Raw genomic sequence first — 25,840 nt, forward strand, 5'->3', positions numbered from 1 at the left:
GTGTGATGAGCGAGATATCTCAGCAAGAATTCCAGCGTCGTCGCCAGGCTTTACTGGCACAAATGCAGCCCGGCAGCGCCGCGCTGATTTTTGCCGCGCCTGAAGCGACGCGCAGCGCGGACAGTGAATACCCGTACCGCCAAAGCAGTGATTTCTGGTACTTCACCGGTTTTAACGAACCGGAAGCCGTGCTGGTGCTGATTAAAAGTGATGACACTCATAACCACAGCGTTTTGTTTAATCGGGTTCGCGATCTGACGGCGGAGATCTGGTTTGGCCGCCGTCTGGGCCAGGATGCCGCACCGGCAAAACTCGGCGTTGACCGGGCGCTGGCCTTCAGTGAAATCAACCAACAACTGCACCTGTTGCTCAATGGCCTGGACGCGGTGTACCACGCACAGGGCGAATATGCCTGGGCAGACGAGATTGTGTGCACGGCGTTGGATAAACTGCGTAAAGGCTCCAGACAAAATCTGCACGCACCCGCCGCGATCATCGACTGGCGTCCAATGGTCCATGAAATGCGCCTGTTCAAATCACCAGAAGAAATTGCGGTCATGCGCCGTGCCGGAGAGATCAGTGCGCTGGCGCATACCCGCGCGATGGAAAAATGCCGTCCGGGAATGTTTGAATACCAGTTGGAAGGGGAGATTCACCACGAGTTTACTCGCCATGGCGCGCGTTACCCATCCTATAACACGATTGTCGGCAGCGGCGAAAACGGCTGTATTCTCCATTACACCGAAAATGAAAGTGAAATGCGCGATGGCGATCTGGTGTTAATTGACGCCGGGTGTGAATACAAAGGTTATGCGGGCGACATTACGCGTACCTTCCCGGTAAACGGCAAATTTTCCCCTGCTCAGCGTGAAATCTACGACATCGTACTGGAGTCATTAGAGACCAGTCTGCGCCTGTATCGCCCGGGGACGTCCATCCAGGAAGTCACCGGCGAAGTGGTGCGCATCATGATTACGGGTCTGGTGAGGCTTGGCATTTTGCACGGCGAGATCGACCAACTGATTACCGAAAATGCGCATCGCCCATTCTTTATGCATGGTCTTAGCCATTGGCTGGGACTGGATGTGCACGACGTTGGCGTTTATGGTCAGGACCGCTCACGTATTCTCGAGCAAGGAATGGTGCTCACCGTCGAACCGGGGCTGTATATCGCACCGGACGCCGATGTGCCGCCTGCTTATCGTGGTATCGGCATTCGTATTGAAGATGACATCCTCATCACCGAGGACGGCAATGAGAACCTGACCGCCAGCGTGGTGAAGAAAGCGGATGACATTGAAGCCTTAATGGCTGCGGCGCGACTGCAATGAGCGTGATTATCGTTGGTGGTGGTATGGTCGGTGCGACGCTGGCGCTGGCCATTTCTCAGCTCAGCCACGGGACTCTGCCTGTTCACCTGATAGAAGCGAGCGAACCTGAAACTGACCGCCATCCAGGGTTTGACGCCCGGGCGATCGCGCTGGCGGCAGGGACCTGCCAACAGCTGGCGCGAATTGGCGTATGGCAGGCGATTGCCGATTGCGCAACGGCGATCAAAACGGTTCACGTCAGCGATCGCGGCCATGCCGGATTTGTGACGCTGGATGCGCAGGAATACCGTATTCCGGCGCTGGGCCAGGTGGTAGAACTGCACGATGTCGGGCTGCGTTTGTTTGCGCTGCTGCGTAAAGCGCCGGGCATCACGCTGCACTGCCCCGACCGTGTAGCCAGCGTGTCACGCACGCAGGAACGCGTTGAGGTTACGCTGGAAAATGGCGAGATGATTAATGGTCGCCTGTTGGTGGCCGCCGATGGCACGCGCTCCGCGCTGGCTACCGCCTGCGGCGTTGACTGGCAGCAACAACCCTATGAACAACTGGCGGTGATTGCCAACGTCACGACCTCTGTTGCGCATGACGGGCGAGCGTTTGAACGTTTCACACAATATGGTCCTCTGGCAATGCTACCGATGTCTGATGGTCGCTGCTCGCTGGTATGGTGCCATCCGCTGGAGAGGCGTGATGAGATTATGGCCTGGTCCGACGAACAATTTTGCCGCGAACTGCAAACTGCGTTTGGCTGGCGGTTGGGGCGTATTACCCAGGCCGGTAAACGCAACGCCTATCCGCTTTCATTAACCTCGGCGCAAAAAGCCATTATCCATCGTACTGTGCTGGTGGGGAACGCAGCACAGACGCTGCATCCCATTGCCGGACAAGGTTTCAACCTTGGTCTGCGCGACGTGATGAGCCTGGCTGAGACGTTGACGCAGGCGCAAAGCTGCGCGGAAGATATCGGTGATTATGCGGTACTGGCACGCTATCAGCAGCGCCGCGAACGCGATCGCGAAACGACGATTGGTGTGACCAACAATTTGGTGTATTTGTTTGCCAATCGCTGGGCCCCGCTGGTCGTTGGGCGGAATGTCGGGCTGATGGCGATGGAATTATTCACGCCTGCACGCGATGCGCTGGCGGAGCGGACCCTCGGTTGGGTTGCGCGATAGATATATCCTGTAGGCCGAATTAAAGAAGTTGGCCTGATTAGCGCAGCGCCATCAGGCAATGTCGCGGAAGTAATGCCGGATGGCGGCTTTGCCTTATCCGGCCTACGGTTTTTGATTGTCCTATTTTCAGGAGCAAACAGTGCAAAGTGTTGATGTAGCAATTGTTGGTGGCGGCATGGTGGGACTGGCGGTTGCCTGCGGCTTGCAGGGCAGCGGGTTGCGCGTTGCGGTGTTAGAACAACATGTTCCGCAGCCTTTGGCGGCGGATGCACCTCCTCAGCTTCGCGTATCGGCCATTAATGCCGCCAGTGAAAAACTGCTTAGCCGACTGGGCGTCTGGTCCGACATTGTTGCCCGTCGCGCTTGTTGCTACCACGGCATGGAAGTCTGGGACAAAGACAGCTTTGGGCGTATTGCGTTTGATGACCAGAGCATGGGCTACAGCCATTTAGGCCACATCGTTGAAAACTCAGAGATCCATTACGCACTCTGGCAAAAAGCACAGCGTTCAGCGGATATTACGCTGATGGCGCCCGCTGAGTTACAGCAGGTAGCCTGGGGTGAGAATGAGGCATTTCTGTCCCTGAAAGATGGCGCAATGCTGACAGCTCGCCTGGTGGTCGGCGCCGATGGCGCTAACTCCTGGCTGCGCAACAAAGCGGATATTCCGCTCACTTTCTGGGATTACCGTCATCATGCGCTGGTGGCGACTATTCGTACGCAGGAAGCTCACGGCGCGGTTGCGCGGCAGGCGTTTCACGGTGAGGGGATCCTGGCGTTCCTGCCGCTCAGTGACCCGCACCTGTGCTCTATCGTCTGGTCGCTTTCGCCGCAGGAAGCAGAACGCATGCAGCAGGCAAGCGTTGACGAGTTTAATCAGGCGCTGAATATCGCTTTTGATAATCGCCTGGGGCTGTGCAGCCTTGAAAGCGAGCGTCAGGCGTTTCCGCTGACGGGACGCTATGCCCGTCAGTTCGCTGCTCATCGTCTGGCGCTGGTGGGGGATGCGGCGCATACCATCCACCCGCTGGCGGGTCAGGGGGTTAACCTTGGCTTTATGGATGCGGCGGAGCTGATCGATGAGCTGAAGCGGCTCCAGCGTCAGGGCAAAGATATTGGTCAGTATCTCTATTTGCGCCGCTACGAGCGCAGCCGTAAGCACAGCGCAGCGATGATGCTGGCCGGTATGCAGGGCTTTCGTGAACTGTTTGCAGGCGAGAATCCGGCGAAAAAACTGCTGCGTGATATTGGTCTGAAACTGGCCGATACCCTGCCAGGCGTAAAACCACAGCTCATCCGCCAGGCGATGGGACTGAACGATCTTCCTGAGTGGTTACGCTAGCGTCCGTAAGGACAATCTTAAGAGTTTGAGACCCGTCACACTTTCCACTCCCGGCCTGCGCGCCGGGGTGCTTCTCTCATTTGAAATAATCTAATTCCACGCCTTTTTTCGCATTAGTTTTTTTAATATTACGTTTTTTTCATAACGCCATTTTTGACAATTTTTCCACATTTAATGTTGGTTGGTGCTGTTAATTCCAGCTTGTATTTATTTTTTATTCTGATTATTTGCCTTATGGATGGGGTTTTGTTCTGCCGGTGATTTTGCTGTTTTTGGCCATAAGCTAATGTGATGGTTAATTTTGCCTTATGGTTTAGCGTCTGTTTCGGTGGTAAGTTCAGGACAAAGAGAACGTTTGCGTCGTGGCCCCTGGAGCGGCTGCGGTGCTGGGTTTCGTGGCGAAAATTTCACCGCGAAAGAGTTGGTAGCCCCGCTTATTCAACGAGGAAAAGATGGCTCAACAGACTCCTTTGTACGAACAACACACGCTATGTGGCGCGCGCATGGTAGATTTCCATGGCTGGATGATGCCACTGCATTACGGTTCTCAGCTTGATGAACACCATGCTGTTCGCACCGATGCCGGAATGTTTGATGTGTCACATATGACCATCGTCGACCTGCGCGGTAGCCGCACCCGGGAGTTCTTGCGTTATCTGCTGGCAAACGACGTCGCGAAGCTAACGAAGACGGGTAAAGCCCTCTACTCCGGTATGCTCAACGCGTCGGGCGGCGTGATAGATGACCTGATTGTCTACTACTTCACTGAAGATTTCTTCCGCCTCGTTGTAAACTCCGCCACCCGCGAAAAAGACCTCTCCTGGATTACCCAACACGCTGAACCTTACGCCATCGACATCACCGTTCGAGATGATCTGTCGCTGATTGCGGTGCAGGGCCCAAACGCGCAGGAAAAAGCAGCCACATTGTTTACTGACGAGCAGCGTCAGGCGGTAGAAGGCATGAAGCCGTTCTTCGGCGTTCAGGCGGGTGATTTGTTTATCGCAACCACCGGTTATACCGGCGAAGCAGGCTATGAAATTGCTATGCCGAGTGAAAAGGCGGCAGACTTCTGGCGTGCGCTGGTACAAGCAGGTGTCAAACCTTGCGGTCTTGGCGCGCGCGACACGCTGCGTCTGGAAGCCGGCATGAACCTGTACGGTCAGGAGATGGACGAAGGCATTTCCCCGCTGGCGGCCAACATGGGCTGGACCATCGCGTGGGAACCGACTGACCGCGACTTTATCGGTCGGGAAGCGCTGGAAATGCAGCGTGAAAAAGGCCACGAACAGTTGGTCGGACTGGTGATGACCGAGAAAGGCGTACTGCGTAATGAACTGCCGGTGCGTTTCACCGATGCTTCCGGCAATCAGCAGGAAGGTATTATCACCAGCGGGACATTCTCCCCAACCCTGGGTTACAGCATCGCGCTGGCGCGTGTCCCTGCGGGTATTGGTGAGACCGCGATCGTACAGATCCGTAACCGCGAAATGCCGGTAAAAGTGACTAAACCTGTTTTTGTGCGTAACGGCAAAGCCGTCGCGTAATTCATCCTTTTTTGGAGATTGATTGATGAGCAACGTACCTGCAGAACTGAAATACAGCAAAGAACACGAATGGCTGCGCAAAGAAGCTGACGGCTCTTACACCGTTGGGATCACCGAACATGCTCAGGAGCTGTTAGGTGACATGGTTTTCGTTGACCTGCCCGAAGTTGGCGCAACCGTCAGCGCGGGCGATGACTGCGCCGTTGCGGAATCCGTAAAAGCGGCATCCGATATTTATGCGCCAGTAGGCGGTGAGATTGTTGCGGTTAACGACGCGCTCAGCGACTCCCCGGAACTGGTCAACAGCGAGCCGTATGCAGGGGGCTGGATCTTCAAAATCAAAGCCAGCGATGAAAGCGAAATTGAATCGCTGCTGGATGCGACTGCATATGAAGCTTTGTTAGAAGACGAATAAATACGCTTCATTCTTCACGTTGCAGGTGTGTTGGCTTTCTTGCACACCTCAGTTACTTACTGATGTAAGCTCCTGGGGATGTGCTGCGTCGCCGCCTTCCTGCAACGCGAATTTTTTGCGTATTCAGGTAAGTAGAGACACCTACGATTCACTGCACGTTTCAGGAACCATCGCCCATGACACAGACGTTAAGCCAGCTTGAAAATAGCGGCGCTTTCATTGAACGCCACATCGGACCGGACGCCGCGCAGCAGCAAGAGATGCTGAATGCGGTTGGCGCCGAGTCGTTAAACGCGCTGATCGGCCAGATTGTGCCGAAAGACATTCAGCTCGCAACCCCGCCACAGGTGGGCGAGGCGGCGACCGAATACGCTGCGCTGGCTGAATTAAAAGCCATCGCCGGGCGTAACAAGCGCTTCACGTCCTACATTGGCATGGGCTACACCGCCGTGCAGCTGCCACCGGTTATCCTGCGTAACATGCTGGAAAACCCGGGTTGGTACACCGCCTACACCCCGTATCAACCGGAAGTCTCCCAGGGCCGTCTGGAAGCACTGCTGAACTTCCAGCAGGTGACGCTGGACCTGACCGGCCTGGACATGGCTTCCGCTTCTCTGCTGGATGAAGCTACTGCTGCAGCTGAAGCCATGGCGATGGCCAAACGCGTCAGCAAACTGAAAAACGCCAACCGTTTCTTTGTGGCGGCTGATGTTCATCCGCAAACGCTGGACGTAGTGCGTACTCGTGCGCAAACTTTTGGTTTTGACGTCATTGTTGATGACGCGGCAAAAGCATTGGATCATCAGGATGTGTTCGGCGTGTTGTTGCAGCAGGTTGGCACCATCGGTGAAGTGCACGACTACAGCGCCCTGATGGCTGAGCTGAAATCCCGTAAAATAGTGGTCAGCGTCGCTGCCGACTTTATGGCGCTGGTACTGCTGACTGCACCGGGCAAACAGGGCGCGGATATCGTTTTCGGCTCTGCGCAACGCTTCGGCGTACCGATGGGCTACGGCGGCCCGCACGCGGCATTCTTTGCCGCTAAAGACGAATTCAAACGCTCCATGCCAGGCCGTATTATCGGCGTCTCCAAAGATGCAGCGGGTAATACCGCCCTGCGCATGGCGATGCAGACTCGCGAACAGCATATCCGCCGCGAGAAAGCGAACTCCAACATTTGTACCTCGCAGGTTCTGCTGGCCAACATCGCCAGCCTGTATGCCGTTTATCATGGCCCGGTTGGCCTGAAACGCATCGCTAATCGCATCCATCGTCTGACCGATATTCTGGCAACCGGTCTGCAACAAAAAGGATTGAAGCTGCGTCATGCACACTACTTTGACACTTTGTGTGTTGAAGTGGCCGATAAGGCTGCGGTACTGGCGCGTGCTGAAGCGGCAGAAATCAACCTGCGTAGCGATATCCATAACGCGGTAGGTATTACGCTCGATGAAACCACCACCCGTGAAAACGTGGTGCAGTTGTTTAATGTTCTGCTGGGAGACAGCCACGGTCTGAACATCGAAACGCTGGACAAAGACGTGGCGCTCGACAGCCGTTCCATTCAGGACAGTATGCTGCGTGATGATGCGATCCTCAGCCATCCGGTGTTTAATCGCTATCACAGCGAAACCGAGATGATGCGTTACATGCACTCGCTGGAGCGCAAAGATCTGGCCCTGAACCAGGCAATGATCCCGCTGGGATCTTGCACCATGAAGCTGAACGCTGCCGCCGAGATGATCCCTATCACTTGGCCGGAATTCGCTGAACTGCATCCGTTCTGCCCGCCAGAGCAGGCAGAAGGTTATCACCAGATGATCGGCCAGCTTTCCGAATGGCTGGTAAAACTGACCGGTTATGACGCAGTCTGCATGCAGCCGAACTCCGGCGCGCAGGGCGAGTATGCGGGTCTGCTGGCGATTCGCCATTATCACGAAAGCCGTAACGAAGGCCATCGCGATATCTGTCTGATCCCGGCCTCTGCCCACGGTACCAACCCGGCCTCCGCACAGATGGCGGGTATGCAGGTAGTGGTTGTCGCCTGTGATAAGAACGGCAACATCGATCTTGGCGATCTGCGTGAAAAAGCGGCGCAGGCGGGTGAAAACCTCTCCTGCATCATGGTGACCTATCCCTCTACTCATGGCGTGTATGAAGAAACGATCCGTGAAGTGTGCGACGTTGTGCACCAGTTTGGCGGCCAGGTTTATCTTGATGGCGCGAACATGAATGCTCAGGTTGGGATCACCACACCGGGCTTTATCGGTGCCGATGTCTCTCACCTTAACCTGCATAAAACATTCTGCATTCCGCACGGCGGCGGTGGCCCAGGTATGGGACCAATCGGTGTTAAATCGCATCTGGCGCCGTTCGTGCCGGGTCATAGCGTAGTACAGATTGAAGGGATGCTCACCCGTCAGGGCGCGGTTTCTGCGGCACCGTTCGGTAGCGCATCCATTCTGCCGATCAGCTGGATGTACATCCGTATGATGGGCGCAGAAGGTCTGAAGCAAGCCAGCCAGGTGGCGATCCTGAACGCTAACTACATTGCCAGCCGTCTGAAAGATGCCTATCCGGTGCTGTATACCGGTCGCGATGGTCGCGTGGCACATGAATGTATTCTCGACATTCGCCCACTGAAAGAAGAGACCGGCATCAGCGAACTGGATATTGCCAAGCGCCTGATCGATTACGGTTTCCATGCGCCGACCATGTCGTTCCCGGTAGCGGGTACGCTGATGGTGGAACCGACTGAATCGGAAAGCAAAGTGGAACTGGATCGCTTTATCAATGCGATGCTGGCAATCCGCGCTGAGATCGATCGCGTGAAAGCCGGTGAATGGTCGCTTACAGATAACCCGCTGGTTAACTCCCCGCACACGCAAAATGAGCTGGTCGCGGAGTGGAATCACGGTTACAGCCGCGAAATCGCCGTCTTCCCGGCGGGCGTAGCGAACAAATACTGGCCGACCGTGAAACGCCTTGATGACGTTTACGGTGACCGTAACCTGTTCTGCTCCTGCGTGCCGCTGAGCGATTATCAGTAATCGACTGATTCAGCTATCTTTTAAAGGCGCTTCGGCGCCTTTATTTTTGGGGAGAATAGTGATGGCTATAGCACTGGTTACGGGAGGCAGTCGCGGTATTGGTCGGGCAACCGCGCTGCAGTTAGCGCTAGAGGGTTACACGGTCGCCGTTAACTTTCATCACAATATTCGTGCGGCAACGGAGGTGGTGAACAATATCGCCGCTGCGGGAGGAAAGGCGTTTGCTCTGCGGGCAGATATCAGCGATGAAAGCCAGGTCGGGGCGATGTTTGAGTCCATTGACCGCGAGGGCGAGCCGCTGACTGCGCTGGTGAACAATGCCGGGATTTTGTTTGAACAGAGCACGGTGGAAAGCCTAACCGCTGAGCGTATTAATCGCGTCCTGGCGACGAATGTTACCGGCTATTTTCTGTGTTGTCGGGAAGCGGTAAAGCGCATGTCGTTTAAGCACGGCGGTCAGGGCGGGGCGATTGTGAATGTCTCTTCGGCGGCGTCACGGCTTGGCGCTCCGTTCGAATACGTTGATTATGCAGCCTCAAAAGGTGCGGTGGACACGCTCACCACTGGCCTCGCGCTGGAGGTTGCGGCGCAGGGGATACGCGTGAACTGTGTGCGACCCGGTCTTATCTACACGGAAATGCATGCGTCAGGCGGTGAGCCGGGAAGGGTGGATCGCGTGAAATCCATGTTGCCTATGCAGCGCGGCGGACAGCCGGAAGAGGTCGCGCAGGCGATTACCTGGCTGCTGAGTGAGAAGGCGTCTTACGTCACGGGCAGTTTTTTGGAGCTGGCCGGCGGGAAGTAATGCGTTGCTTGCCGGATGGCGGCGTAAATGTCTGCTCTGGTCTACAGGTTCAGTTCCCGTAAACCGGATAAGCGCAGCGCCATCCGGCAAAAAATTACAGATTCTCGCCGTTGCTGGCAATCACCGCTTTATACCACTCAAAACTTTTCTTACGCGAACGCGACATATCGCCGGTGCCGTCGTCGTGTTTGTTCACGTAGATAAAACCGTAGCGTTTGCTGTACTGGCCGGTGGTGAACGAGACGCAGTCGATGCAGCCCCACGGCGTGTAGCCCATCAGATCTACGCCGTCATACGTTACCGCTTTCATCATCTCTTCGACGTGGGCGCGCAGATAGTCGATGCGGTAGTCATCGTGGATGCTGCCGTCTTCTTCCACTTTGTCGTAAGCGCCAAATCCGTTTTCAACGATAAACAGCGGCTTCTGATAACGCTCGTACAGTTCGCATAAGGCGTAACGCAGGCCGACCGGATCAATCTGCCAGCCCCAGTCGGATGCTTTGACGTGCGGGTTCGGCACGCTGCCCTCAAAACCGGAAATTGCATCGCCGCTACCACCTTCCGCTTTTACCGCGTTGGTCATGTAGTAGCTAAATCCGAGATAGTCGCAGGTACCTTCACGCAGGATTTGTTCATCGCCAGCTTCCATTCGAATATTGAATTCGCGGCGCTCCCACTCGTTCAGTACATAAGATGGATAGTAGCCGCGCAGTTGAACGTCGGTGAATACATAGCGTTCACGCATCGATTCCTGCGCGAACATCACATCTTCAGGCTTACAGGAGTACGGGTATAGCGGGACCATTGCCAGCATGCAGCCGACTTTCATTTCAGGGTTGATGCGACGTGCGGCTTTCACCGCCAGAGCGCTGGCCACGAACTGGTGGTGCAGCACTTGGTACATAGTCTCTTCCGGGTTTTCATGCTCGGTATACACCACGCCGGAGCAGCAATAGCCAAACAGCGGTGCACGCCAGTTACGCTGGTTGTTGATTTCGTTGAAGGTCATCCAGTATTTGACTTTGTGCTTGTAGCGCTCAAAGACTACTTCAGCAAAACGGACAAAGAAATCAACGACTTTACGATTGGTCCAGCTACCGTACTGTTGAACCAGGTGTAGAGGCATTTCGAAGTGGGAAAGAGTGATGACCGGTTCGATATTGTACTTCAGCAGTTCATCAAACATGTCGTCGTAGAATTTTAGCCCTTCTTCGTTTGGCTGGGTTTCGTCCCCTTTGGGGAAGATACGGGTCCAGGCAATTGACGTACGGAAGCATTTGAAGCCCATCTCGGCAAACAGCTTAATGTCTTCTTTGTAATGTCCGTAAAAATCGACGGCTTCGTGGTTGGGGTAGTACTTACCTGGCACGACGTCCTGAGTGATTTCTCGCGGAACGCCGTGTGCCCCCCCGGTCAGTACGTCGCAAATGCTGGGCCCTTTACCACCTTTATTCCAGCCGCCTTCAACCTGATGCGCCGCAACCGCGCCGCCCCATAAAAAATCGTTTGGTAAGGTAAGTTTTTTCATCTGCGCTCAGTCTCAAATTAATACAATCTGATTTTGAGTCTAACAAAGGAAAGATAAATGTCACGATATAACAAAATAGCGTTAATGTGATTTGTTACATCAAAAAAACATATTGTTTTTTTTACGCTATTCTTTTCGCCAGCTTGCGACCGAGTGATTCCAGAATATAAATAACGGGGATCTGCGTGGTTATATCGTATACCCCGGCAATGCGTGTCTGTGGAACGTGCCAGGAGAGATTAAAGTCGGCAAGTTTCGCGAGGCGCGAATGTTCATGGCTGGTGACCGACAGAACCTTACAGTTATGCAGGCTGAACTGGCTGGCAAAGCGTAGGATCTCTTCGGTTTCTCCAGAAACGGAAAGCACGATCGCCAGCGCGTTTCTGGCCATATCATTAGTTACCGGGAAATAAGGGTCATCGATGTGGTTACTAAATTTTCCGACGTTTGAGAAAAAACGAGCGCCATATTTTGCCAGAGCTCCGGATGTTCCCGCCCCGACGAATATAATACGCTCGGAAGATAATATAATATCAACAGCCTGATCGAGTAAATTGTCGAACTCGTCGTTATTGACGCCTTTAAAGAAGCTGATAATTTCGCTGGCACCGAAATTAGCCTGTTGCGGTTCATTCTGCTCTAAATATAATTTGAAGCGTACGCGAAATTCTGAGTAACCTTCACACTTAAGCTTGCGGCAAAAGCGCAGTACGGTGGTGGTGGAAACGCCCACGGCATCAGCCAGTTCGCGAATGGTCATGTACATGACTTTGTCACGGTTTTTGATGACATAGTTGTAGACCAGCATCTCAAGATTGTTGAGACTGGCGATGGCAGCGTGGGAGAACATACTCACAATGGCAAAACTCACTCATCAGACTTCATCTACAGGGAATAATAACATGCAGCCAAATGACATCACTTTTTTTCAGCGTTTCCAGGATGACATTCTGGCCGGACGCAAAACCATTACGATTCGTGACGAGTCCGAATCACACTTCAAAGCCGGTGACATTCTACGGGTTGGGCGCTTCGAAGATGAGGGGTACTTCTGCACGATTGAGGTTGTTGGCACCTCAACCGTCACGCTGGATACGCTGACAGAGAAACATGCTCACCAGGAAAACATGACGCTAGAAGAACTTAAACACGTGATTGCCGAGATTTACCCGGATCAAACACAATTTTATGTGATTGATTTTAAATGCCTTTGATTTTAACGGTACGCCTGTTAGCTGAATATTAAAATATAACATCATGATTTTTATGGATTGTTATTTAGTTGGCAAATATTTTAGCTAACAGGTGTTCACTGGAACCATTCTCAGTTACGCTAGAGGAGCAATCACGATAGTGTTCGTTTCTCGGGAGTAAAATATGGTTCAGAAGCCATTAATTGCGCAGGGATATTCGCTGGCAGAGGAAATAGCCAATAGCATCAGTCACGGTATCGGGCTGGTGTTTGGGATTGTCGGACTGGTATTGTTGCTGGTTCAGGCAGTGGATACCAACGCCAGCGCCATGGCGATAACCAGCTATAGCCTGTATGGCGGCAGCATGATCCTGCTGTTCCTCGCCTCAACTTTATATCACGCGATCCCCCATCAAAGAGCGAAAGTCTGGCTGAAAAAGTTCGACCACTGCGCGATTTATCTGCTGATTGCCGGGACCTACACGCCATTTCTGCTGGTGGGGCTGGATTCGCCGCTGGCACGTGGACTGATGATTGTTATCTGGAGCCTGGCGCTGCTCGGTATTTTATTCAAACTGACCATTGCGCACCGGTTTAAGGTCCTGTCGCTGGTAACCTACCTGGCGATGGGCTGGCTATCGCTGATTGTGGTGTATCAACTGGCGGTTAAGCTGGCGGTGGGTGGTGTGACGTTGCTGGCAGTTGGTGGTGTGGTGTATTCGCTGGGCGTTATTTTCTACGTCTGTAAGCGCATTCCATACAACCACGCGATCTGGCACGGCTTTGTGCTGGGTGGCAGCGTTTGCCATTTCCTGGCGATCTACCTGTACGTGGGGCAGGCGTAATTATTATTACCCAGCGGTGCTGTGCTTACCGGGTCTTTAAAACGCGTGACCCGGTAAGATAAAGTCACCACCCGGCGATTTACTCTTCCAGCGAATAAGGCAGCGGTACGATATGCAGCGTTTTCGCGTCGTCACGAACGCGGAACACGCTGTCGGCTTCCATGTCGTTATTCATCACAACCTGCACCAGTACCTGTCCATCCGCCAGTTGCACCGCGGCGAGTACGGTGCCGGTACGACGCCAGTTCTCGCCCATTTTCAGCTCCAGGTCTTCACCTGCTTCCGGTACCCGACTGGCCGCACCTGCCAGCGTCCACATGGCACGTTTGTTGGCTCCGCGGAATTTTGCGCGAGCAACCATTTCCTGACCGGTATAGCAGCCTTTTTTAAAGCTGATCCCGCCCAGAGCCTGCAGATTGGTGGCTTGCGGAATAAACTGTGCGCTGTTGGCAGTATCAATCACCGGAATACCTGCTTCTATATCCAGCGCCAGCCACTGTTGGCTGTTATTTAACTCCGCTTCACCGCGCAGCTTCTCTACCAGGGTTTCCGCCGTTGCAATATCAACGATCAGCAGGAAACGCTCAGCGGGATGTTCGAACCACAATATGGTGGAAGAACCTTCAGTAATGACCTGTTTATCGCTGTTTGGTAATTCGCTAAAGAGATTGGCCAGCGCTGCGCGCGCCTGGAATCCCGCGACGCCCAGCAGTACGCGCTCGTCGTCCGGGGCAATCGCCACCTTCGAGAAGACCGCATATTTTTTCAGTTCGGTGAGCTGCGCATCGCGCAGACTACGGCGCTCAAGCCATGCAAAACCGTCACCCTGGCGGAACAGACGCAGGTTGCTCCACATTTTACCTTTGGCGTCACAATGTGCTGCCAACACGTGCTGATGCTCGGTCATCTGGCTGACATCCGCTGTGACCTGACCCTGAATATACTTCTCACTGTCGACACCGGTGATGGTGGCGAGCGCCCATTCATCGAGCGTCATTAGCGTCAGAGGCAAGCGCGTTGACGCGAAAGGCTGGCGAGGAGGAAAAGATATAAAAGCCATAATTAATGTCCTGATTTGCTTAACGCAGTGATAATGACTAATGGTAAAAGAGCTATGGCCCATTGCAAGCGGTTTAAACAGGCTATTTGTGCCATATATTAAGCTTTGCGAGGAGAAATCCAAAAATGCTGAATCCTTTGACTTAATGTGGTTTTATTTAGCGAGCACGCTTCCGTTTGCTGATATTCCCGTAAATATGAGGGAAAAACACGTTACAATAGCGGGATACTTCGTTTTCGCGAGACAGGAAGAAGAACATGGATATTAACAACAAAGCACGTATTCATTGGGCATGCCGTCGCGGTATGCGTGAGCTGGACATCTCGATCATGCCGTTTTTCGAACATGAATATGACAGCTTAAGTGATGAAGAAAAACGTATCTTTATCCGTCTGCTAGAATGTGATGATCCAGACTTATTTAACTGGTTGATGAATCATGGGAAACCGGCTGATGCTCAGCTAGAGCAGATGGTGCGACTTATCCAGACACGGAATCGGGAACGTGGTCCAGTGGCAATCTGATTTACGCGTTTCATGGCGCGCGCAATGGCTTTCGTTGCTCATTCATGGGCTGGTCGCGGTATTTATTTTATTGATGCCCTGGCCATTGAGCTACACCCCATTATGGCTGGTTCTGCTCTCTCTGGTGGTGTTCGATAGCGTCCGTAGCCAGCGCCGAATCAATGCCTGTCAGGGCGAGATTCGGCTGTTGATGGACGGTCGTCTGCGCTGGCAAGGGCAAGAGTGGACTATTGCTAGCGCACCCTGGATGGTCAAAACAGGCATGATGCTGCGTTTACGTTCCGATGCCGGAAAACGTCAGCATTTGTGGCTGGCGGCAGACAGTATGGATGACGCGGAGTGGCGGGATTTGCGGCGGTTAATACTGCAACAGGCGAAGCAGGGATAATGCTGATGAATGCCTGATGGCGTGCAGCGTTAAGGTCTACGGTTCGGTGCGGCATGTAGGCCGGATATAGCGTTTACGCCTACATCCGGCAAAATGGTTATCAGGACCAGTGTTCGGCCATTTCACCAAGGATTTGCTCGCACCAGGCCTGAATGCGTTCATCGCTGAGATCGTACTGGTTTGTTTCATCCAGCGCCAGGCCAACAAACAGCTGTCCATCGGCAATGACGGGCTTATCGCTGGTAAATTCATATCCTTCGGTTGGCCAGTAACCAACAAATTTTACGCCTTTGGTGACCAGTTTATCGTGCAGCATACCCAGCGCATCCAGGAACCATTCACCGTATCCCAACTGATCGCCCATACCGTAAAGCGCAACAATTTTGCCTTCCAGGTTGAGGTCGTCCAGTTGCTCCCAGACCGCTTCCCAGTCCTCTTGGATTTCACCGAAATCCCAGGTCGGGATGCCTAAAATGAGCACGTCATACTGCTCCATTAAGGTCGGGGAATCATCTTTGAGGTTGTGCAGTGTCACCAGTTCGGGACCCAGGATATCGCGGATTTTTTCTGCTGCCATTTCGGTATAGCAGGTGCTGGAACCGTAAAAAAGACCCATGTTCATGACGTAAACATCTCAATTCTGCTGTAGCGTTGCGGGTAGTGTAACAGAATCGCCGCATTCTCGGCACAATGAGGCATAATGCATCAAAATGAGAGTGAAATAAGGGGCGCGAGTGGAACAGGATCTGGCGCGCATCGAGCAGTTTCTTGATGCCCTGTGGCTGGAACGAAATCTGGCGGAAAACACGCTAAGTGCGTATCGTCGCGATCTGACCATGCTTGTTGAATGGCTACATCACCGCGGCGCCTCGCTTGCGACCGCGCAGAGTGATGACCTGCAAGCATTGCTGGCTGAGCGGATGGATGGGGGATATAAAGCCACCAGTTCCGCACGCTTGCTCAGTGCAATGCGGCGTTTTTTTCAGCATCTGTACCGTGAAAAATATCGCGAAGATGACCCCAGCGCCTCGCTTGCATCACCTAAACTTCCGCAGCGTCTGCCCAAAGATCTCAGCGAAGCACAGGTCGAACGACTTCTGCAGGCACCGCTGATAGAACAACCGCTGGAACTTCGCGACAAAGCCATGCTGGAAGTATTGTATGCCACAGGCCTGCGCGTGTCTGAACTGGTGGGGCTGACGATGAGTGACGTCAGCCTGCGTCAGGGCGTGGTTCGGGTGATCGGTAAAGGTAATAAAGAGCGCCTTGTCCCGTTAGGTGAGGAGGCGGTGTACTGGCTGGAAACGTACCTGGAGCATGGGCGTCCGTGGTTGCTCAACGGTGTATCAATAGATGTGCTGTTTCCCAGCCAGCGGGCGCAACAGATGACTCGTCAAACCTTCTGGCATCGTATCAAACACTATGCTGTGTTGGCTGGAATCGACAGCGAAAAGCTGTCCCCGCACGTCCTGCGGCACGCGTTTGCCACGCATCTGCTCAACCATGGCGCTGATCTGCGCGTGGTGCAGATGCTACTGGGGCATAGTGACCTCTCGACAACGCAGATTTATACTCATGTCGCAACGGAGCGCTTGCGGCAACTACATCAACAGCATCACCCGCGAGCGTGAGTGCTGACAGGAAAGGATAGGTTATGAAAAAACGTTTTATGATGTTCACCCTGCTGGCGACGGCGTTTTCCGGCATGGTACATGCAGACGATGCGGCGATTCGCCAGTCATTAGCGAAGCTGGGTGTTCAGAGTACCGAGATTCAGTCTGCTCCGGTTGCGGGCATGAAAACTGTACTGACCAATAGCGGCGTGTTGTACGTTACCGAAGACGGTAAACATATTATTCAGGGACCGATGTATGACGTGAGCGGTGCAAGCCCGGTAAACGTCACCAACCAACTGCTGATGAAGCATTTGAACGCGCTGGAAAACGAGATGATCGTCTACAAAGCGCCGCAGGAAAAACACGTCATTACCGTTTTCACCGACATCACCTGTGGCTACTGCCACAAGCTGCATGAAGAGATGAAAGACTACAATGCGTTAGGGATTACCGTACGCTATCTGGCCTTCCCTCGTCAGGGACTGGAAAGCCAGGCCGAGCAGGGTATGAAATCTATCTGGTGTGCGAAGGACAAAAACAAAGCCTTTGACGACGCCATGGCTGGCAAAGATGTGAAGCCTGCGACCTGTAATGTGGACATCGCTAACCACTACGCGCTGGGCGTACAGTTTGGCGTCAGCGGTACGCCGGCGATTGTGCTGAGCAATGGCTATGTAGTGCCTGGCTATCAGGGCCCGAAAGAGATGAAAGAATTCCTCGACGCACATGCAAAACAAACCAGCGGTAAATAATTCGCGTGAAACAACAGATACAACTTCGTCGGCGTGAAGCCGACGAGACCGCCGAGCTACCTGCCGACTTGCCGCCATTGCTGCGCCGTTTATACGCCAGCCGTGGCGTGCGCAGCGCGCAGGAGCTTGAGCGTAGTGTGAAAGGCATGCTGCCGTGGCAGCATTTGAACGGTGTCGAAAAAGCGGTTGAAATCCTCTATAACGCTTTTCGCGAAGGAACCCGAATCATCGTGGTCGGCGATTTTGACGCCGATGGCGCGACCAGCACCGCGCTCAGCATTCTGGCGATGCGCGCGTTGGGCTGCAGTAACGTGGACTACCTGGTGCCTAATCGTTTTGAAGACGGTTATGGCTTAAGCCCGGAAGTCGTTGATCAGGCCCATGCCCGTGGCGCTCAACTGATTGTCACCGTCGACAACGGCATCTCGTCCCACGCGGGTGTTGAACATGCCAGAACGCTGGGGATCCCGGTCGTTGTGACCGATCACCATCTGCCAGGGGACACGCTGCCGGGCGCTGAAGCGATCATCAATCCTAACCTGCACGATTGTGAATTCCCGTCTAAATCGCTGGCTGGCGTTGGCGTGGCCTTCTATCTGATGCTGGCGCTGCGCACCTTCCTGCGTGACAAAGGCTGGTTTGATGAACGAGGAATTGCGCCGCCGAACCTGGCGGATTTGCTCGATCTGGTTGCGCTTGGTACGGTGGCCGACGTGGTCCCGCTGGATGCCAATAACCGCATTCTGACGTGGCAAGGCTTAAGCCGTATTCGTGCCGGAAAGTGCCGCCCTGGTATAAAAGCGCTGCTGGAGATTTCCAATCGCGACCCACTCAAATTGGCTGCCAGTGATTTAGGTTTTGCCCTCGGGCCACGGCTGAATGCAGCGGGGCGTCTGGACGATATGTCCGTTGGTGTGGCGCTGTTGCTGTGCGACAACATTGGTGAAGCACGCGTGCTGGCCAATGAGCTGGACGCACTCAACCAGACGCGTAAAGAGATCGAGCAGGGTATGCAGGCGGAAGCGCTGACTCTGTGTGAAAAGCTGGAGCGCAGTAGCGAAACGCTACCGGGCGGTCTGGCGATGTACCATCCCGAGTGGCATCAAGGAGTGGTGGGGATTCTGGCATCGCGTATTAAAGAGCGCTTTCACCGTCCGGTAATTGCGTTTGCCCCGGCCGGTGACGGTACGCTGAAAGGCTCCGGGCGCTCGATTCAGGGGTTGCACATGCGCGATGCGCTGGAGCGCCTGGACACTCTTCATCCAGGTATGATCCTCAAGTTTGGCGGTCACGCTATGGCCGCGGGTTTGTCGCTGGAAGAGGCGCAGTTTGAGCGTTTCCAGCAGCGTTTCGGCGAACTGGTAACCGAGTGGCTGGACCCCGCCTTACTGCAGGGCGAAGTGGTGTCAGACGGTGCTCTGAGCGCGGCGGAGATGACCATGGAGGTCGCGCAAATGCTGCGTGATGCCGGACCGTGGGGACAAATGTTCCCGGAACCGCTGTTTGACGGGCATTTCCGTCTGCTCCAGCAGCGTCTGGTCGGTGAGCGTCATCTGAAGGTGATGGTGGAGCCCGTCGGTGGTGGACCGTTGCTGGACGGTATTGCGTTTAACGTTGATACCACCTGCTGGCCGGATAACGGTGTTCGCGAAGTTCAGCTTGCCTACAAACTGGATATTAATGAGTTTCGCGGCAACCGCAGCCTGCAGATTATAATCGATAATATCTGGCCACTTTAGCGTCACTTTACACAAAATCATTCAAGCTGCATCGAGGCGGCAAGTGGATGAGTCTCCATGAGCGTACGAGTAGTACGTGAATGGGGAGAAATCGCGCAGCCAACAAAGAGGCAGCTTGAAGGATGATGTGTATATTCGCTATAAAAAAGGGTGTGGATTAGTTACAATCCCGCTCTTATAACCGCATTTTGACTAGTCCAATAAAAGAAATCAGACAATGTTTGAAATTAATCCGGTAAATAACCGCATTCAGGACCTCACGGAGCGCTCCAACGTTCTTAGGGGGTATCTTTGACTATGATGCCAAGAAAGAGCGTCTGGAAGAAGTAAACGCCGAGCTGGAACAGCCGGACGTATGGAACGAACCCGAACGCGCGCAGGCGCTGGGTAAAGAGCGTTCCTCCCTTGAGGCCATCGTTGATACGCTTGATCAGATGAGCCAAGGCCTGGAAGATGTCTCCGGCCTGCTGGAACTGGCTGTAGAAGCCGACGACGAAGAAACCTTTAACGAAGCCGTAGCAGAACTTGATACGCTGGAAGATAAGCTGGCCCAGCTGGAATTCCGTCGTATGTTCTCCGGTGAATATGATAGCGCAGATTGCTATCTCGATATTCAGGCTGGCTCAGGCGGTACGGAAGCACAGGACTGGGCAAGCATGCTGATGCGTATGTACCTGCGTTGGGCTGAAGCGCGCGGCTTTAAGACTGAAATTATTGAAGAATCTGAAGGTGAAGTGGCGGGTATTAAATCCGTGACCATCAGAATTGCTGGCGAATATGCTTACGGTTGGTTGCGTACTGAAACCGGTGTACATCGCCTAGTGCGTAAAAGCCCGTTCGACTCCGGCGGTCGTCGCCATACGTCGTTCAGCTCTGCGTTTGTCTACCCGGAAGTTGACGATGATATTGATATCGATATCAACCCGGCGGACCTGCGTATTGACGTTTACCGCGCTTCTGGTGCGGGCGGTCAGCACGTTAACCGTACCGAATCTGCGGTGCGTATCACCCACATCCCGACCGGGATTGTGACGCAGTGTCAGAACGACCGTTCCCAGCACAAGAACAAAGACCAGGCCATGAAGCAGATGAAAGCGAAGCTTTATGAACTGGAAATGCAGAAGAAGAATGCCGAGAAACAGGCGATGGAAGATACTAAATCAGATATCGGCTGGGGTAGCCAGATTCGTTCTTATGTCCTTGATGACTCCCGCATCAAAGATCTGCGTACCGGGGTTGAAACCCGCAACACGCAGGCGGTGCTGGATGGCAGCCTGGATCAATTTATCGAAGCAAGTTTGAAAGCAGGGTTATGAGGAACCAACATGTCTGAACAACACGTACAGGGCGCTGACGCGGTAGCCGACCTTAACAACGAACTGAAAACGCGCCGTGAGAAGCTGGCGAGCCTGCGCGAGCAGGGGATCCCCTTCCCGAACGATTTCCGTCGCGATCATACCTCAGACCAACTGCATGCTGACTTCGACGCGAAAGAAAACGAAGAGCTGGAAGCGCTGAACATTGAGGTTTCCGTTGCTGGCCGTATGATGACCCGCCGTATTATGGGTAAAGCATCATTCGTTACGCTGCAGGATGTTGGCGGCCGCATTCAGCTGTACGTTGCTCGCGACGATCTGCCGGAAGGCGTCTACAACGAGCAGTTCAAAAAATGGGATCTGGGCGATATCCTCGGCGCGAAAGGTAAGTTGTTCAAGACCAAGACCGGTGAGCTGTCTATCCACTGCACCGAGCTGCGTCTGCTGACGAAAGCGTTGCGCCCATTGCCGGATAAATTCCACGGTCTGCAGGATCAGGAAGCGCGCTATCGTCAACGCTACCTGGACCTCATCTCTAACGATGAATCCCGCAATACCTTTAAAGTGCGTTCACAGATTATGGCTGGTATCCGCCAGTTCATGGTTGGTCGTGGCTTTATGGAAGTAGAAACCCCAATGATGCAGGTGATCCCTGGCGGGGCGGCAGCGCGTCCGTTTATCACCCATCATAACGCGCTGGATCTGGACATGTACCTGCGTATCGCACCGGAACTGTACCTCAAGCGCCTGGTGGTTGGCGGCTTCGAACGCGTATTCGAAATTAACCGTAACTTCCGTAACGAAGGCATCTCTGTTCGCCATAATCCAGAGTTCACCATGATGGAACTCTACATGGCTTATGCGGACTACAAAGATCTGATCGAACTGACCGAATCGCTGTTCCGTACGCTGGCGCAGAACGTTCTGGGAACGACTGAAGTGCCTTACGGCGAAGAAGTCTTTGACTTTGGTAAGCCGTTCGAAAAACTGACAATGCGCGAAGCGATTCAGAAATACCGTCCGGAAACCAACATGGCCGATCTGGATAACTTCGATTCTGCAAAAGCGATTGCGGAATCTATCGGCATCAAAGTTGAGAAGAGCTGGGGTCTGGGCCGTATCGTGACCGAAATCTTTGAAGAAGTTGCAGAAGCGCACCTGATTCAACCGACCTTCATTACCGAGTACCCGGCAGAAGTTTCTCCGCTGGCGCGTCGTAATGATGAAAATCCGGAAATCACCGATCGCTTCGAATTCTTCATTGGCGGACGTGAAATCGGTAACGGCTTCAGCGAGCTGAACGATGCAGAAGATCAGGCGCAGCGTTTCCAGGATCAGGTTAACGCCAAAGATGCAGGTGACGACGAAGCGATGTTCTACGACGAAGACTATGTTACCGCTCTGGAACACGGTCTGCCGCCGACTGCGGGCCTGGGCATTGGTATAGACCGTATGGTTATGCTGTTCACAAACAGCCATACTATCCGCGACGTAATCCTGTTCCCGGCAATGCGCCCGGTTAAGTAAGATGTGAAATGCCGGATGGCGGCTGATGCCTTATCAGGCCTACGATGCGTTATGTAGGCTTGATGGGCGTAGCCCCGTCAGGCAATCAATTCCCGTTGGCAAACTTGCGCAGTAACTCTCGCGCCTTAACATCTGAAACCTGCATTACCATCCACGGGCTAAAAGCCCACGGCGTCGCGTCAATCCCGCTTAAAACATCCTCAAGATTGCTCCACTGGGAATCCATCACTTCATCTGGGTTTAGCTGTAGCTCACTGACGATATGTGCGGCATAAACCGGGCATACTTCGTTTTCCACTATTCCACTCGGATCCGTGGCGCAATAACGAAAATCAGCATACACGGGGCTGAGCGAGTCGATGTCTGCACCCAGCTCGAAGCTAGCCCGGCGGATAATAGCGGCTTCGGTGGTTTCACACAACTGCGGGTGACCGCAGACAGAGTTGGTCCAGACGCCTGGCCAGGCTTTTTTGTGCAGCGAACGGCGGGTGACCAGCAGTTGACCCTGCTCGTTAAATATCCAGCATGAGAAAGCAGAGTGCAGGGGGGTTGTGGCGGTATGCGCCGCATACTTTTCCAGTGTTCCACAGGGCTGGCCCTGCTCATTCAATAAAATGACATGTTCCTGTCGCATAGCGTCCACCATCAATCTTAAGCATTCACATTATATGCTGTATTAAGTCAGAATGATTAACAGAGGGTGTGAAATGCCAGAGTCGACGCTTCGTTGCGCGATATGATTTGGCATCCGGTTTCTGGCTGCTATGATAAAGCGTCTGAAAATGTTGCGAGGTATTGTTTTGAGTGCAGGACGCCTGAAGAAAAATGGCCTGAGTATCGCGATACTGCTGTGTGTCGGTCTGCTGTTAGCAGGCTGTTCCGGGAGCAAGTCGTCTGATACAGGAAGTTATTCCGGCTCCGTGTATACCGTGAAGCGGGGAGATACGCTATACCGTATTTCGCGCGCCACCGGGACCAGCGTAAAAGAGCTTGCACGCCTGAATAATATTTCACCGCCCTATACCATTGAAGTGGGGCAAAAGCTGAAGGTCAGCGGCGGCGCGAAAACCAGTTCAGGCTCTGGCAAAACAACGACGAAATCCTCAACCAAAACGGCAGCGGTCAGACCATCTTCGTCCGTACCGCAATCCTCCTGGCCTCCGGTAGGGCAGCGCTGCTGGCAGTGGCCTGCCAGCGGTAAAGTGATTCTGCCTTATTCAACCGCGGACGGCGGCAATAAAGGCATTGATATCTCAGCTGCGCGCGGTACGCCGATTTATGCCGCCGGAGCCGGGAAGGTGGTTTATGTCGGTAATCAGCTACGGGGTTACGGTAATCTCATTATGATTAAGCACAGTGAGGACTACATCACTGCGTATGCGCATAATGACACCATGTTGGTGAACAACGGTCAAAACGTGAAAGCCGGGCAGAAGATCGCGACGATGGGCAGCTCGGATGCGACCACGGTGCGGCTGCATTTCCAGATCCGCTATCGGGCGACGGCTATCGATCCGCTGCGTTATTTGCCACCGCAGGGCAGTAAGCCAAAATGCTGACGGTGAATTAATCGCCAGTCAGTCAGTTAGTCCCTTGCCAAGAGGAGCGTAAGGTTTATAATCCCTTACGCACTCCAATGCGGGCGTAGTTCAATGGTAGAACGAGAGCTTCCCAAGCTCTATACGAGGGTTCGATTCCCTTCGCCCGCTCCACGACTTACTTCTCACTGACTCTCCTGATTCAATTATCCTTCGTAATCTCAATGTGTTTCTTTGTTTAACGGTCAGACAGACTCAATGCACGACTATGCAGGCTAAAGCGATTGTGGGAGACGATAGGCTCCCCTGGCGGGAGATACCTCAGATACCTCATATGAAACTAACTATCCACAGGGGCCAAAGAGAAATCTTTGACGTTCTCGGATAGTACAGCCTTGTATATGCTGGTTAAGCCTTTCAATTCGCGATACTGGTGTCTTAAATATCGCATTTCCCCCGTGGTACAAAAAATCAACTATCAATCAATTGAATTTATTTAAGAAATTTTAAGGAGTATGTTTGATTGTCTGTCTGAAAATATATCAACGCTAATACAGGTCACGTAGTTAATTGTTAGATTATAATTCCATAGTTATCTTTTTTGAACACGATATAAGATTAGTCATCTTTCATAAATAAGTAATGTGGCCTTTTCGTAGGTCAATTTTCTCTAATCGGCAGTAACAGGTTTTAAATGGTTTAGACTTGGTAGGATTTTGCCTGGATAAACATGGTGGACATCTATTTTGTTAAAAATATCTTCAGGAGTTTTATCATTAGTAATAATTTCTTAAGGTGACTAGTTTTGTTCTCATTATCCGGTAACGAAATTATGTAGATACACAAAAATATACGAATTACTTTAGTACTTTGTACCATTTTGAATGCTTGCTATGCCGGGGGGCTCGTTAGCCTTGTGTATATTCTGTCATTGTTGTTGAAAAATATAGCAAATATAGTTAGATAGACTTCAGTTGTACTGATTAAAATCTCACACGGTATAGCTAAGAATTTAAAGGTAGAGACATGGGTGACAATTCAGTCAGGCTACCTTTAACCATAGTATGTATGCTGGTAATTTGTAAGAAAATGTTTCATTGTGTTTTGAGAATTTTCTCATTTTGAATAAAAGATGAAAGTACGGTTTCACAGGTGGTGCTAATAATACAACCAATAATCGTATTAAAATGCCGATATCCATTAGTAATTTAAATCTAAGAATGAGTGATTGATAGCTTTTAACTATGAATGGCGAGGGGTTGATATCACATCCTTGTTGTGTAAAAGTTCATCTCATGTATTTAGCAATATTAATAAAATCAATTACTCGATTGTTAGGTATTTTTTAGAGGGTCGGTGTGCTTAAAAGTACACACTTACCTTTCCATGGATGAAATAGAGTTTTTTGAGGTTATGGAGGCTTCATGAAGTATCAACATTTCTGGCCACCTAATGATATTTACTTTGGGGGTGGTGTCGCTAGTGTTATTGATGAAATGTCACTGATTACAAACGAAAGAAATTATTTATTCGTGAATCTTAATCAATATAGCTTACGTAGCACCTTGGTTTTTTTCTCACGGAATAAAAATATCAATAAAATCATAATCATCATTTCCAGCTCACGGTTGATGCCTTTGGCTCTTTTTTGGCTGGATAATATCAAAAATGTTATTGCTGTTTTCGATACCTCAACATCTGTGTCGGAGATGATTAAGAAAATAAGCCTATATCGACGAAATGGTGACAAGATAACGGCAGGACGAAGGGAATGTAACTTTAAGATTAGCAACAAAGATATCATGAAGATGAAGTACTTCTTAACCGAAAGCGGTATGGAGGAGCTTCAGGATAGATTTATGAACTCGCCGTCAACATTGTATCGTTGGAGAAAAGAGATCGCCCTTAAATTTGGCGTGCGAGACCCTCGATATCTTCTATTGCCAGAATAAAATGCTATGCGTTTTCTCATTAAGAATTACAATTAAAGATCCGATCTTTAATTGTTGTTTTAGAACGGATACTGCATACGACCTCCATTTAACTAAAATTAGGAAATATAAAATTTCTAGCCTTGCTTAGACTAGAAACTGTCGTGATTTCGATAAGAATAGATACGCTGGCTAAGAACGTCAGGGGCGGTAGCGTTC

General features: G+C 52.3%; 23 protein-coding genes and 1 tRNA gene. 19 read left to right on the forward strand and 5 right to left on the reverse strand.

Annotated features, from left to right (window positions below):
• The first annotated feature begins 5 nt into the window (after positions 1–5).
• The 7 genes from pepP (at position 6) to HV345_RS04545 (ending at position 9,665) form a co-directional block, all read left to right on the forward strand.
• On the forward strand, positions 6–1,331 hold the full coding sequence (pepP, locus tag HV345_RS04515; protein ID WP_181636303.1) for a Xaa-Pro aminopeptidase: 1,326 nt from the start codon (positions 6–8) through the stop codon (positions 1,329–1,331).
• Complete coding sequence (ubiH, locus tag HV345_RS04520; protein WP_181636304.1) at positions 1,328–2,506, forward strand: 2-octaprenyl-6-methoxyphenyl hydroxylase; 1,179 nt, start codon at positions 1,328–1,330, stop codon at positions 2,504–2,506. Before pepP ends, ubiH begins: the two co-directional genes overlap by 4 nt.
• A 139-nt stretch (positions 2,507–2,645) precedes the next feature.
• The gene (gene ubiI, locus HV345_RS04525; protein ID WP_016154357.1) at positions 2,646–3,848 is read left to right on the forward strand and encodes an FAD-dependent 2-octaprenylphenol hydroxylase; all 1,203 of its coding nucleotides are present in this window, start codon (positions 2,646–2,648) and stop codon (positions 3,846–3,848) included.
• 452 nt (positions 3,849–4,300) lie between these two features.
• Complete coding sequence (gene gcvT, locus HV345_RS04530; protein ID WP_047499315.1) at positions 4,301–5,395, forward strand: glycine cleavage system aminomethyltransferase GcvT; 1,095 nt, start codon at positions 4,301–4,303, stop codon at positions 5,393–5,395.
• Between the two features lie 25 nt (positions 5,396–5,420).
• The gene (gcvH, locus tag HV345_RS04535) at positions 5,421–5,810 is read left to right on the forward strand and encodes a glycine cleavage system protein GcvH (RefSeq protein WP_003026965.1); all 390 of its coding nucleotides are present in this window, start codon (positions 5,421–5,423) and stop codon (positions 5,808–5,810) included.
• Between the two features lie 176 nt (positions 5,811–5,986).
• The gene (gene gcvP, locus HV345_RS04540; RefSeq protein WP_181636305.1) at positions 5,987–8,860 is read left to right on the forward strand and encodes an aminomethyl-transferring glycine dehydrogenase; all 2,874 of its coding nucleotides are present in this window, start codon (positions 5,987–5,989) and stop codon (positions 8,858–8,860) included.
• 61 nt (positions 8,861–8,921) lie between these two features.
• Positions 8,922–9,665 carry an SDR family oxidoreductase gene (locus HV345_RS04545; RefSeq protein ID WP_016154354.1) on the forward strand — a complete coding sequence of 248 codons (744 nt, stop codon included), beginning with the start codon at positions 8,922–8,924 and terminating at the stop codon, positions 9,663–9,665.
• Between the two features lie 94 nt (positions 9,666–9,759).
• Here the strand turns inward: HV345_RS04545 and bglA are convergent, their stop codons facing one another.
• Positions 9,760–11,193 (reverse strand): 6-phospho-beta-glucosidase BglA, encoded by a 1,434-nt coding sequence (bglA, locus tag HV345_RS04550; protein ID WP_016154353.1) that lies wholly within the window; start codon positions 11,191–11,193, stop codon positions 9,760–9,762.
• 121 nt (positions 11,194–11,314) lie between these two features.
• Complete coding sequence (locus HV345_RS04555; RefSeq protein ID WP_008785744.1) at positions 11,315–12,043, reverse strand: MurR/RpiR family transcriptional regulator; 729 nt, start codon at positions 12,041–12,043, stop codon at positions 11,315–11,317.
• A gap of 52 nt (positions 12,044–12,095) precedes the next feature.
• On the opposite strand from HV345_RS04555, the gene yqfB reads away from it, so the two are divergent.
• A complete protein-coding gene (gene yqfB / locus HV345_RS04560; RefSeq protein ID WP_101700204.1) occupies positions 12,096–12,407 on the forward strand; it encodes a N(4)-acetylcytidine aminohydrolase in 312 nt (103 codons plus the stop codon).
• A 163-nt stretch (positions 12,408–12,570) separates the two neighbouring features.
• The gene (locus tag HV345_RS04565; protein WP_016154351.1) at positions 12,571–13,230 is read left to right on the forward strand and encodes a hemolysin III family protein; all 660 of its coding nucleotides are present in this window, start codon (positions 12,571–12,573) and stop codon (positions 13,228–13,230) included.
• A 79-nt stretch (positions 13,231–13,309) separates the two neighbouring features.
• Here HV345_RS04565 and ygfZ read toward each other — a convergent pair whose 3' ends face one another.
• Positions 13,310–14,290 (reverse strand): tRNA-modifying protein YgfZ, encoded by a 981-nt coding sequence (ygfZ, locus tag HV345_RS04570; RefSeq protein ID WP_019077629.1) that lies wholly within the window; start codon positions 14,288–14,290, stop codon positions 13,310–13,312.
• A 257-nt stretch (positions 14,291–14,547) separates the two neighbouring features.
• On the opposite strand from ygfZ, the gene sdhE reads away from it, so the two are divergent.
• The gene (sdhE, locus tag HV345_RS04575) at positions 14,548–14,814 is read left to right on the forward strand and encodes an FAD assembly factor SdhE (protein WP_016154349.1); all 267 of its coding nucleotides are present in this window, start codon (positions 14,548–14,550) and stop codon (positions 14,812–14,814) included.
• Positions 14,795–15,202: a protein YgfX gene (locus HV345_RS04580; RefSeq protein ID WP_016154348.1), complete on the forward strand. Its 408-nt coding sequence runs from the start codon at positions 14,795–14,797 to the stop codon at positions 15,200–15,202. Before sdhE ends, HV345_RS04580 begins: the two co-directional genes overlap by 20 nt.
• A 100-nt stretch (positions 15,203–15,302) precedes the next feature.
• Here the strand turns inward: HV345_RS04580 and fldB are convergent, their stop codons facing one another.
• The gene (gene fldB, locus HV345_RS04585) at positions 15,303–15,824 is read right to left on the reverse strand and encodes a flavodoxin FldB (RefSeq protein ID WP_016154347.1); all 522 of its coding nucleotides are present in this window, start codon (positions 15,822–15,824) and stop codon (positions 15,303–15,305) included.
• 112 nt (positions 15,825–15,936) lie between these two features.
• Between fldB and xerD the strand changes: the two genes are divergently transcribed.
• The 5 genes from xerD to lysS all read left to right on the forward strand — a co-directional run bounded on the left by xerD (position 15,937) and on the right by lysS (position 22,152).
• The gene (gene xerD / locus HV345_RS04590; protein ID WP_016154346.1) at positions 15,937–16,833 is read left to right on the forward strand and encodes a site-specific tyrosine recombinase XerD; all 897 of its coding nucleotides are present in this window, start codon (positions 15,937–15,939) and stop codon (positions 16,831–16,833) included.
• 23 nt (positions 16,834–16,856) lie between these two features.
• On the forward strand, positions 16,857–17,570 hold the full coding sequence (dsbC, locus tag HV345_RS04595) for a bifunctional protein-disulfide isomerase/oxidoreductase DsbC (protein WP_181636306.1): 714 nt from the start codon (positions 16,857–16,859) through the stop codon (positions 17,568–17,570).
• Between the two features lie 5 nt (positions 17,571–17,575).
• Entirely contained in the window at positions 17,576–19,309 is a 1,734-nt protein-coding gene (gene recJ, locus HV345_RS04600) for a single-stranded-DNA-specific exonuclease RecJ (RefSeq protein WP_131346809.1), read from the forward strand.
• A gap of 217 nt (positions 19,310–19,526) precedes the next feature.
• Positions 19,527–20,625, forward strand: a protein-coding gene (gene prfB / locus HV345_RS04605) for a peptide chain release factor 2 (protein ID WP_100250065.1) whose coding sequence is annotated in 2 segments (ribosomal slippage) — positions 19,527–19,601 and positions 19,603–20,625 — 1,098 coding nt in all. Because the reading frame shifts where the segments join, the coding sequence is not laid out codon by codon here.
• Positions 20,626–20,634: 9 nt separating this feature from the next.
• On the forward strand, positions 20,635–22,152 hold the full coding sequence (lysS, locus tag HV345_RS04610; RefSeq protein ID WP_005123357.1) for a lysine--tRNA ligase: 1,518 nt from the start codon (positions 20,635–20,637) through the stop codon (positions 22,150–22,152).
• Between the two features lie 85 nt (positions 22,153–22,237).
• On the opposite strand, the gene idi is transcribed toward lysS, so the two are convergent.
• Entirely contained in the window at positions 22,238–22,786 is a 549-nt protein-coding gene (idi, locus tag HV345_RS04615) for an isopentenyl-diphosphate Delta-isomerase (protein ID WP_181636307.1), read from the reverse strand.
• 166 nt (positions 22,787–22,952) lie between these two features.
• Here idi and actS point away from each other — a divergent pair, with 166 nt between their 5' ends.
• The 3 genes from actS (at position 22,953) to HV345_RS04630 (ending at position 25,642) form a co-directional block, all read left to right on the forward strand.
• On the forward strand, positions 22,953–23,711 hold the full coding sequence (actS, locus tag HV345_RS04620; protein ID WP_181636308.1) for an amidase activator ActS: 759 nt from the start codon (positions 22,953–22,955) through the stop codon (positions 23,709–23,711).
• Between the two features lie 79 nt (positions 23,712–23,790).
• Positions 23,791–23,864: transfer RNA gene (locus tag HV345_RS04625), tRNA-Gly, on the forward strand.
• Positions 23,865–25,114: 1,250 nt separating this feature from the next.
• A complete protein-coding gene (locus HV345_RS04630) occupies positions 25,115–25,642 on the forward strand; it encodes a Vi polysaccharide biosynthesis protein TviA (protein ID WP_046274927.1) in 528 nt (175 codons plus the stop codon).
• Positions 25,643–25,840 lie beyond the last annotated feature (198 nt).

This window comes from Citrobacter sp. RHBSTW-00986 (assembly GCF_013783065.1).
Lineage (GTDB): Bacteria > Pseudomonadota > Gammaproteobacteria > Enterobacterales > Enterobacteriaceae > Citrobacter > Citrobacter braakii.

Excerpts from the sequence above, each read along its gene's own strand:
- sdhE (WP_016154349.1), top strand. The coding sequence starts at position 14,548 with ATGGATATTAACAACAAAGCACGTATTCATTGGGCATGCCGTCGCGGT.
- pepP (WP_181636303.1), top strand. The coding sequence starts at position 6 with ATGAGCGAGATATCTCAGCAAGAATTCCAGCGTCGTCGCCAGGCTTTA.
- lysS (WP_005123357.1), top strand. The coding sequence starts at position 20,635 with ATGTCTGAACAACACGTACAGGGCGCTGACGCGGTAGCCGACCTTAAC.
- HV345_RS04630 (WP_046274927.1), top strand. The coding sequence starts at position 25,115 with ATGAAGTATCAACATTTCTGGCCACCTAATGATATTTACTTTGGGGGT.
- gcvT (WP_047499315.1), top strand. The coding sequence starts at position 4,301 with ATGGCTCAACAGACTCCTTTGTACGAACAACACACGCTATGTGGCGCG.
- dsbC (WP_181636306.1), top strand. The coding sequence starts at position 16,857 with ATGAAAAAACGTTTTATGATGTTCACCCTGCTGGCGACGGCGTTTTCC.
- fldB (WP_016154347.1), bottom strand. The coding sequence starts at position 15,824 with ATGAACATGGGTCTTTTTTACGGTTCCAGCACCTGCTATACCGAAATG.
- idi (WP_181636307.1), bottom strand. The coding sequence starts at position 22,786 with ATGCGACAGGAACATGTCATTTTATTGAATGAGCAGGGCCAGCCCTGT.
- gcvP (WP_181636305.1), top strand. The coding sequence starts at position 5,987 with ATGACACAGACGTTAAGCCAGCTTGAAAATAGCGGCGCTTTCATTGAA.
- ubiH (WP_181636304.1), top strand. The coding sequence starts at position 1,328 with ATGAGCGTGATTATCGTTGGTGGTGGTATGGTCGGTGCGACGCTGGCG.
- gcvH (WP_003026965.1), top strand. The coding sequence starts at position 5,421 with ATGAGCAACGTACCTGCAGAACTGAAATACAGCAAAGAACACGAATGG.
- HV345_RS04555 (WP_008785744.1), bottom strand. The coding sequence starts at position 12,043 with ATGTTCTCCCACGCTGCCATCGCCAGTCTCAACAATCTTGAGATGCTG.
- yqfB (WP_101700204.1), top strand. The coding sequence starts at position 12,096 with ATGCAGCCAAATGACATCACTTTTTTTCAGCGTTTCCAGGATGACATT.
- bglA (WP_016154353.1), bottom strand. The coding sequence starts at position 11,193 with ATGAAAAAACTTACCTTACCAAACGATTTTTTATGGGGCGGCGCGGTT.
- ygfZ (WP_019077629.1), bottom strand. The coding sequence starts at position 14,290 with ATGGCTTTTATATCTTTTCCTCCTCGCCAGCCTTTCGCGTCAACGCGC.
- HV345_RS04565 (WP_016154351.1), top strand. The coding sequence starts at position 12,571 with ATGGTTCAGAAGCCATTAATTGCGCAGGGATATTCGCTGGCAGAGGAA.
- HV345_RS04545 (WP_016154354.1), top strand. The coding sequence starts at position 8,922 with ATGGCTATAGCACTGGTTACGGGAGGCAGTCGCGGTATTGGTCGGGCA.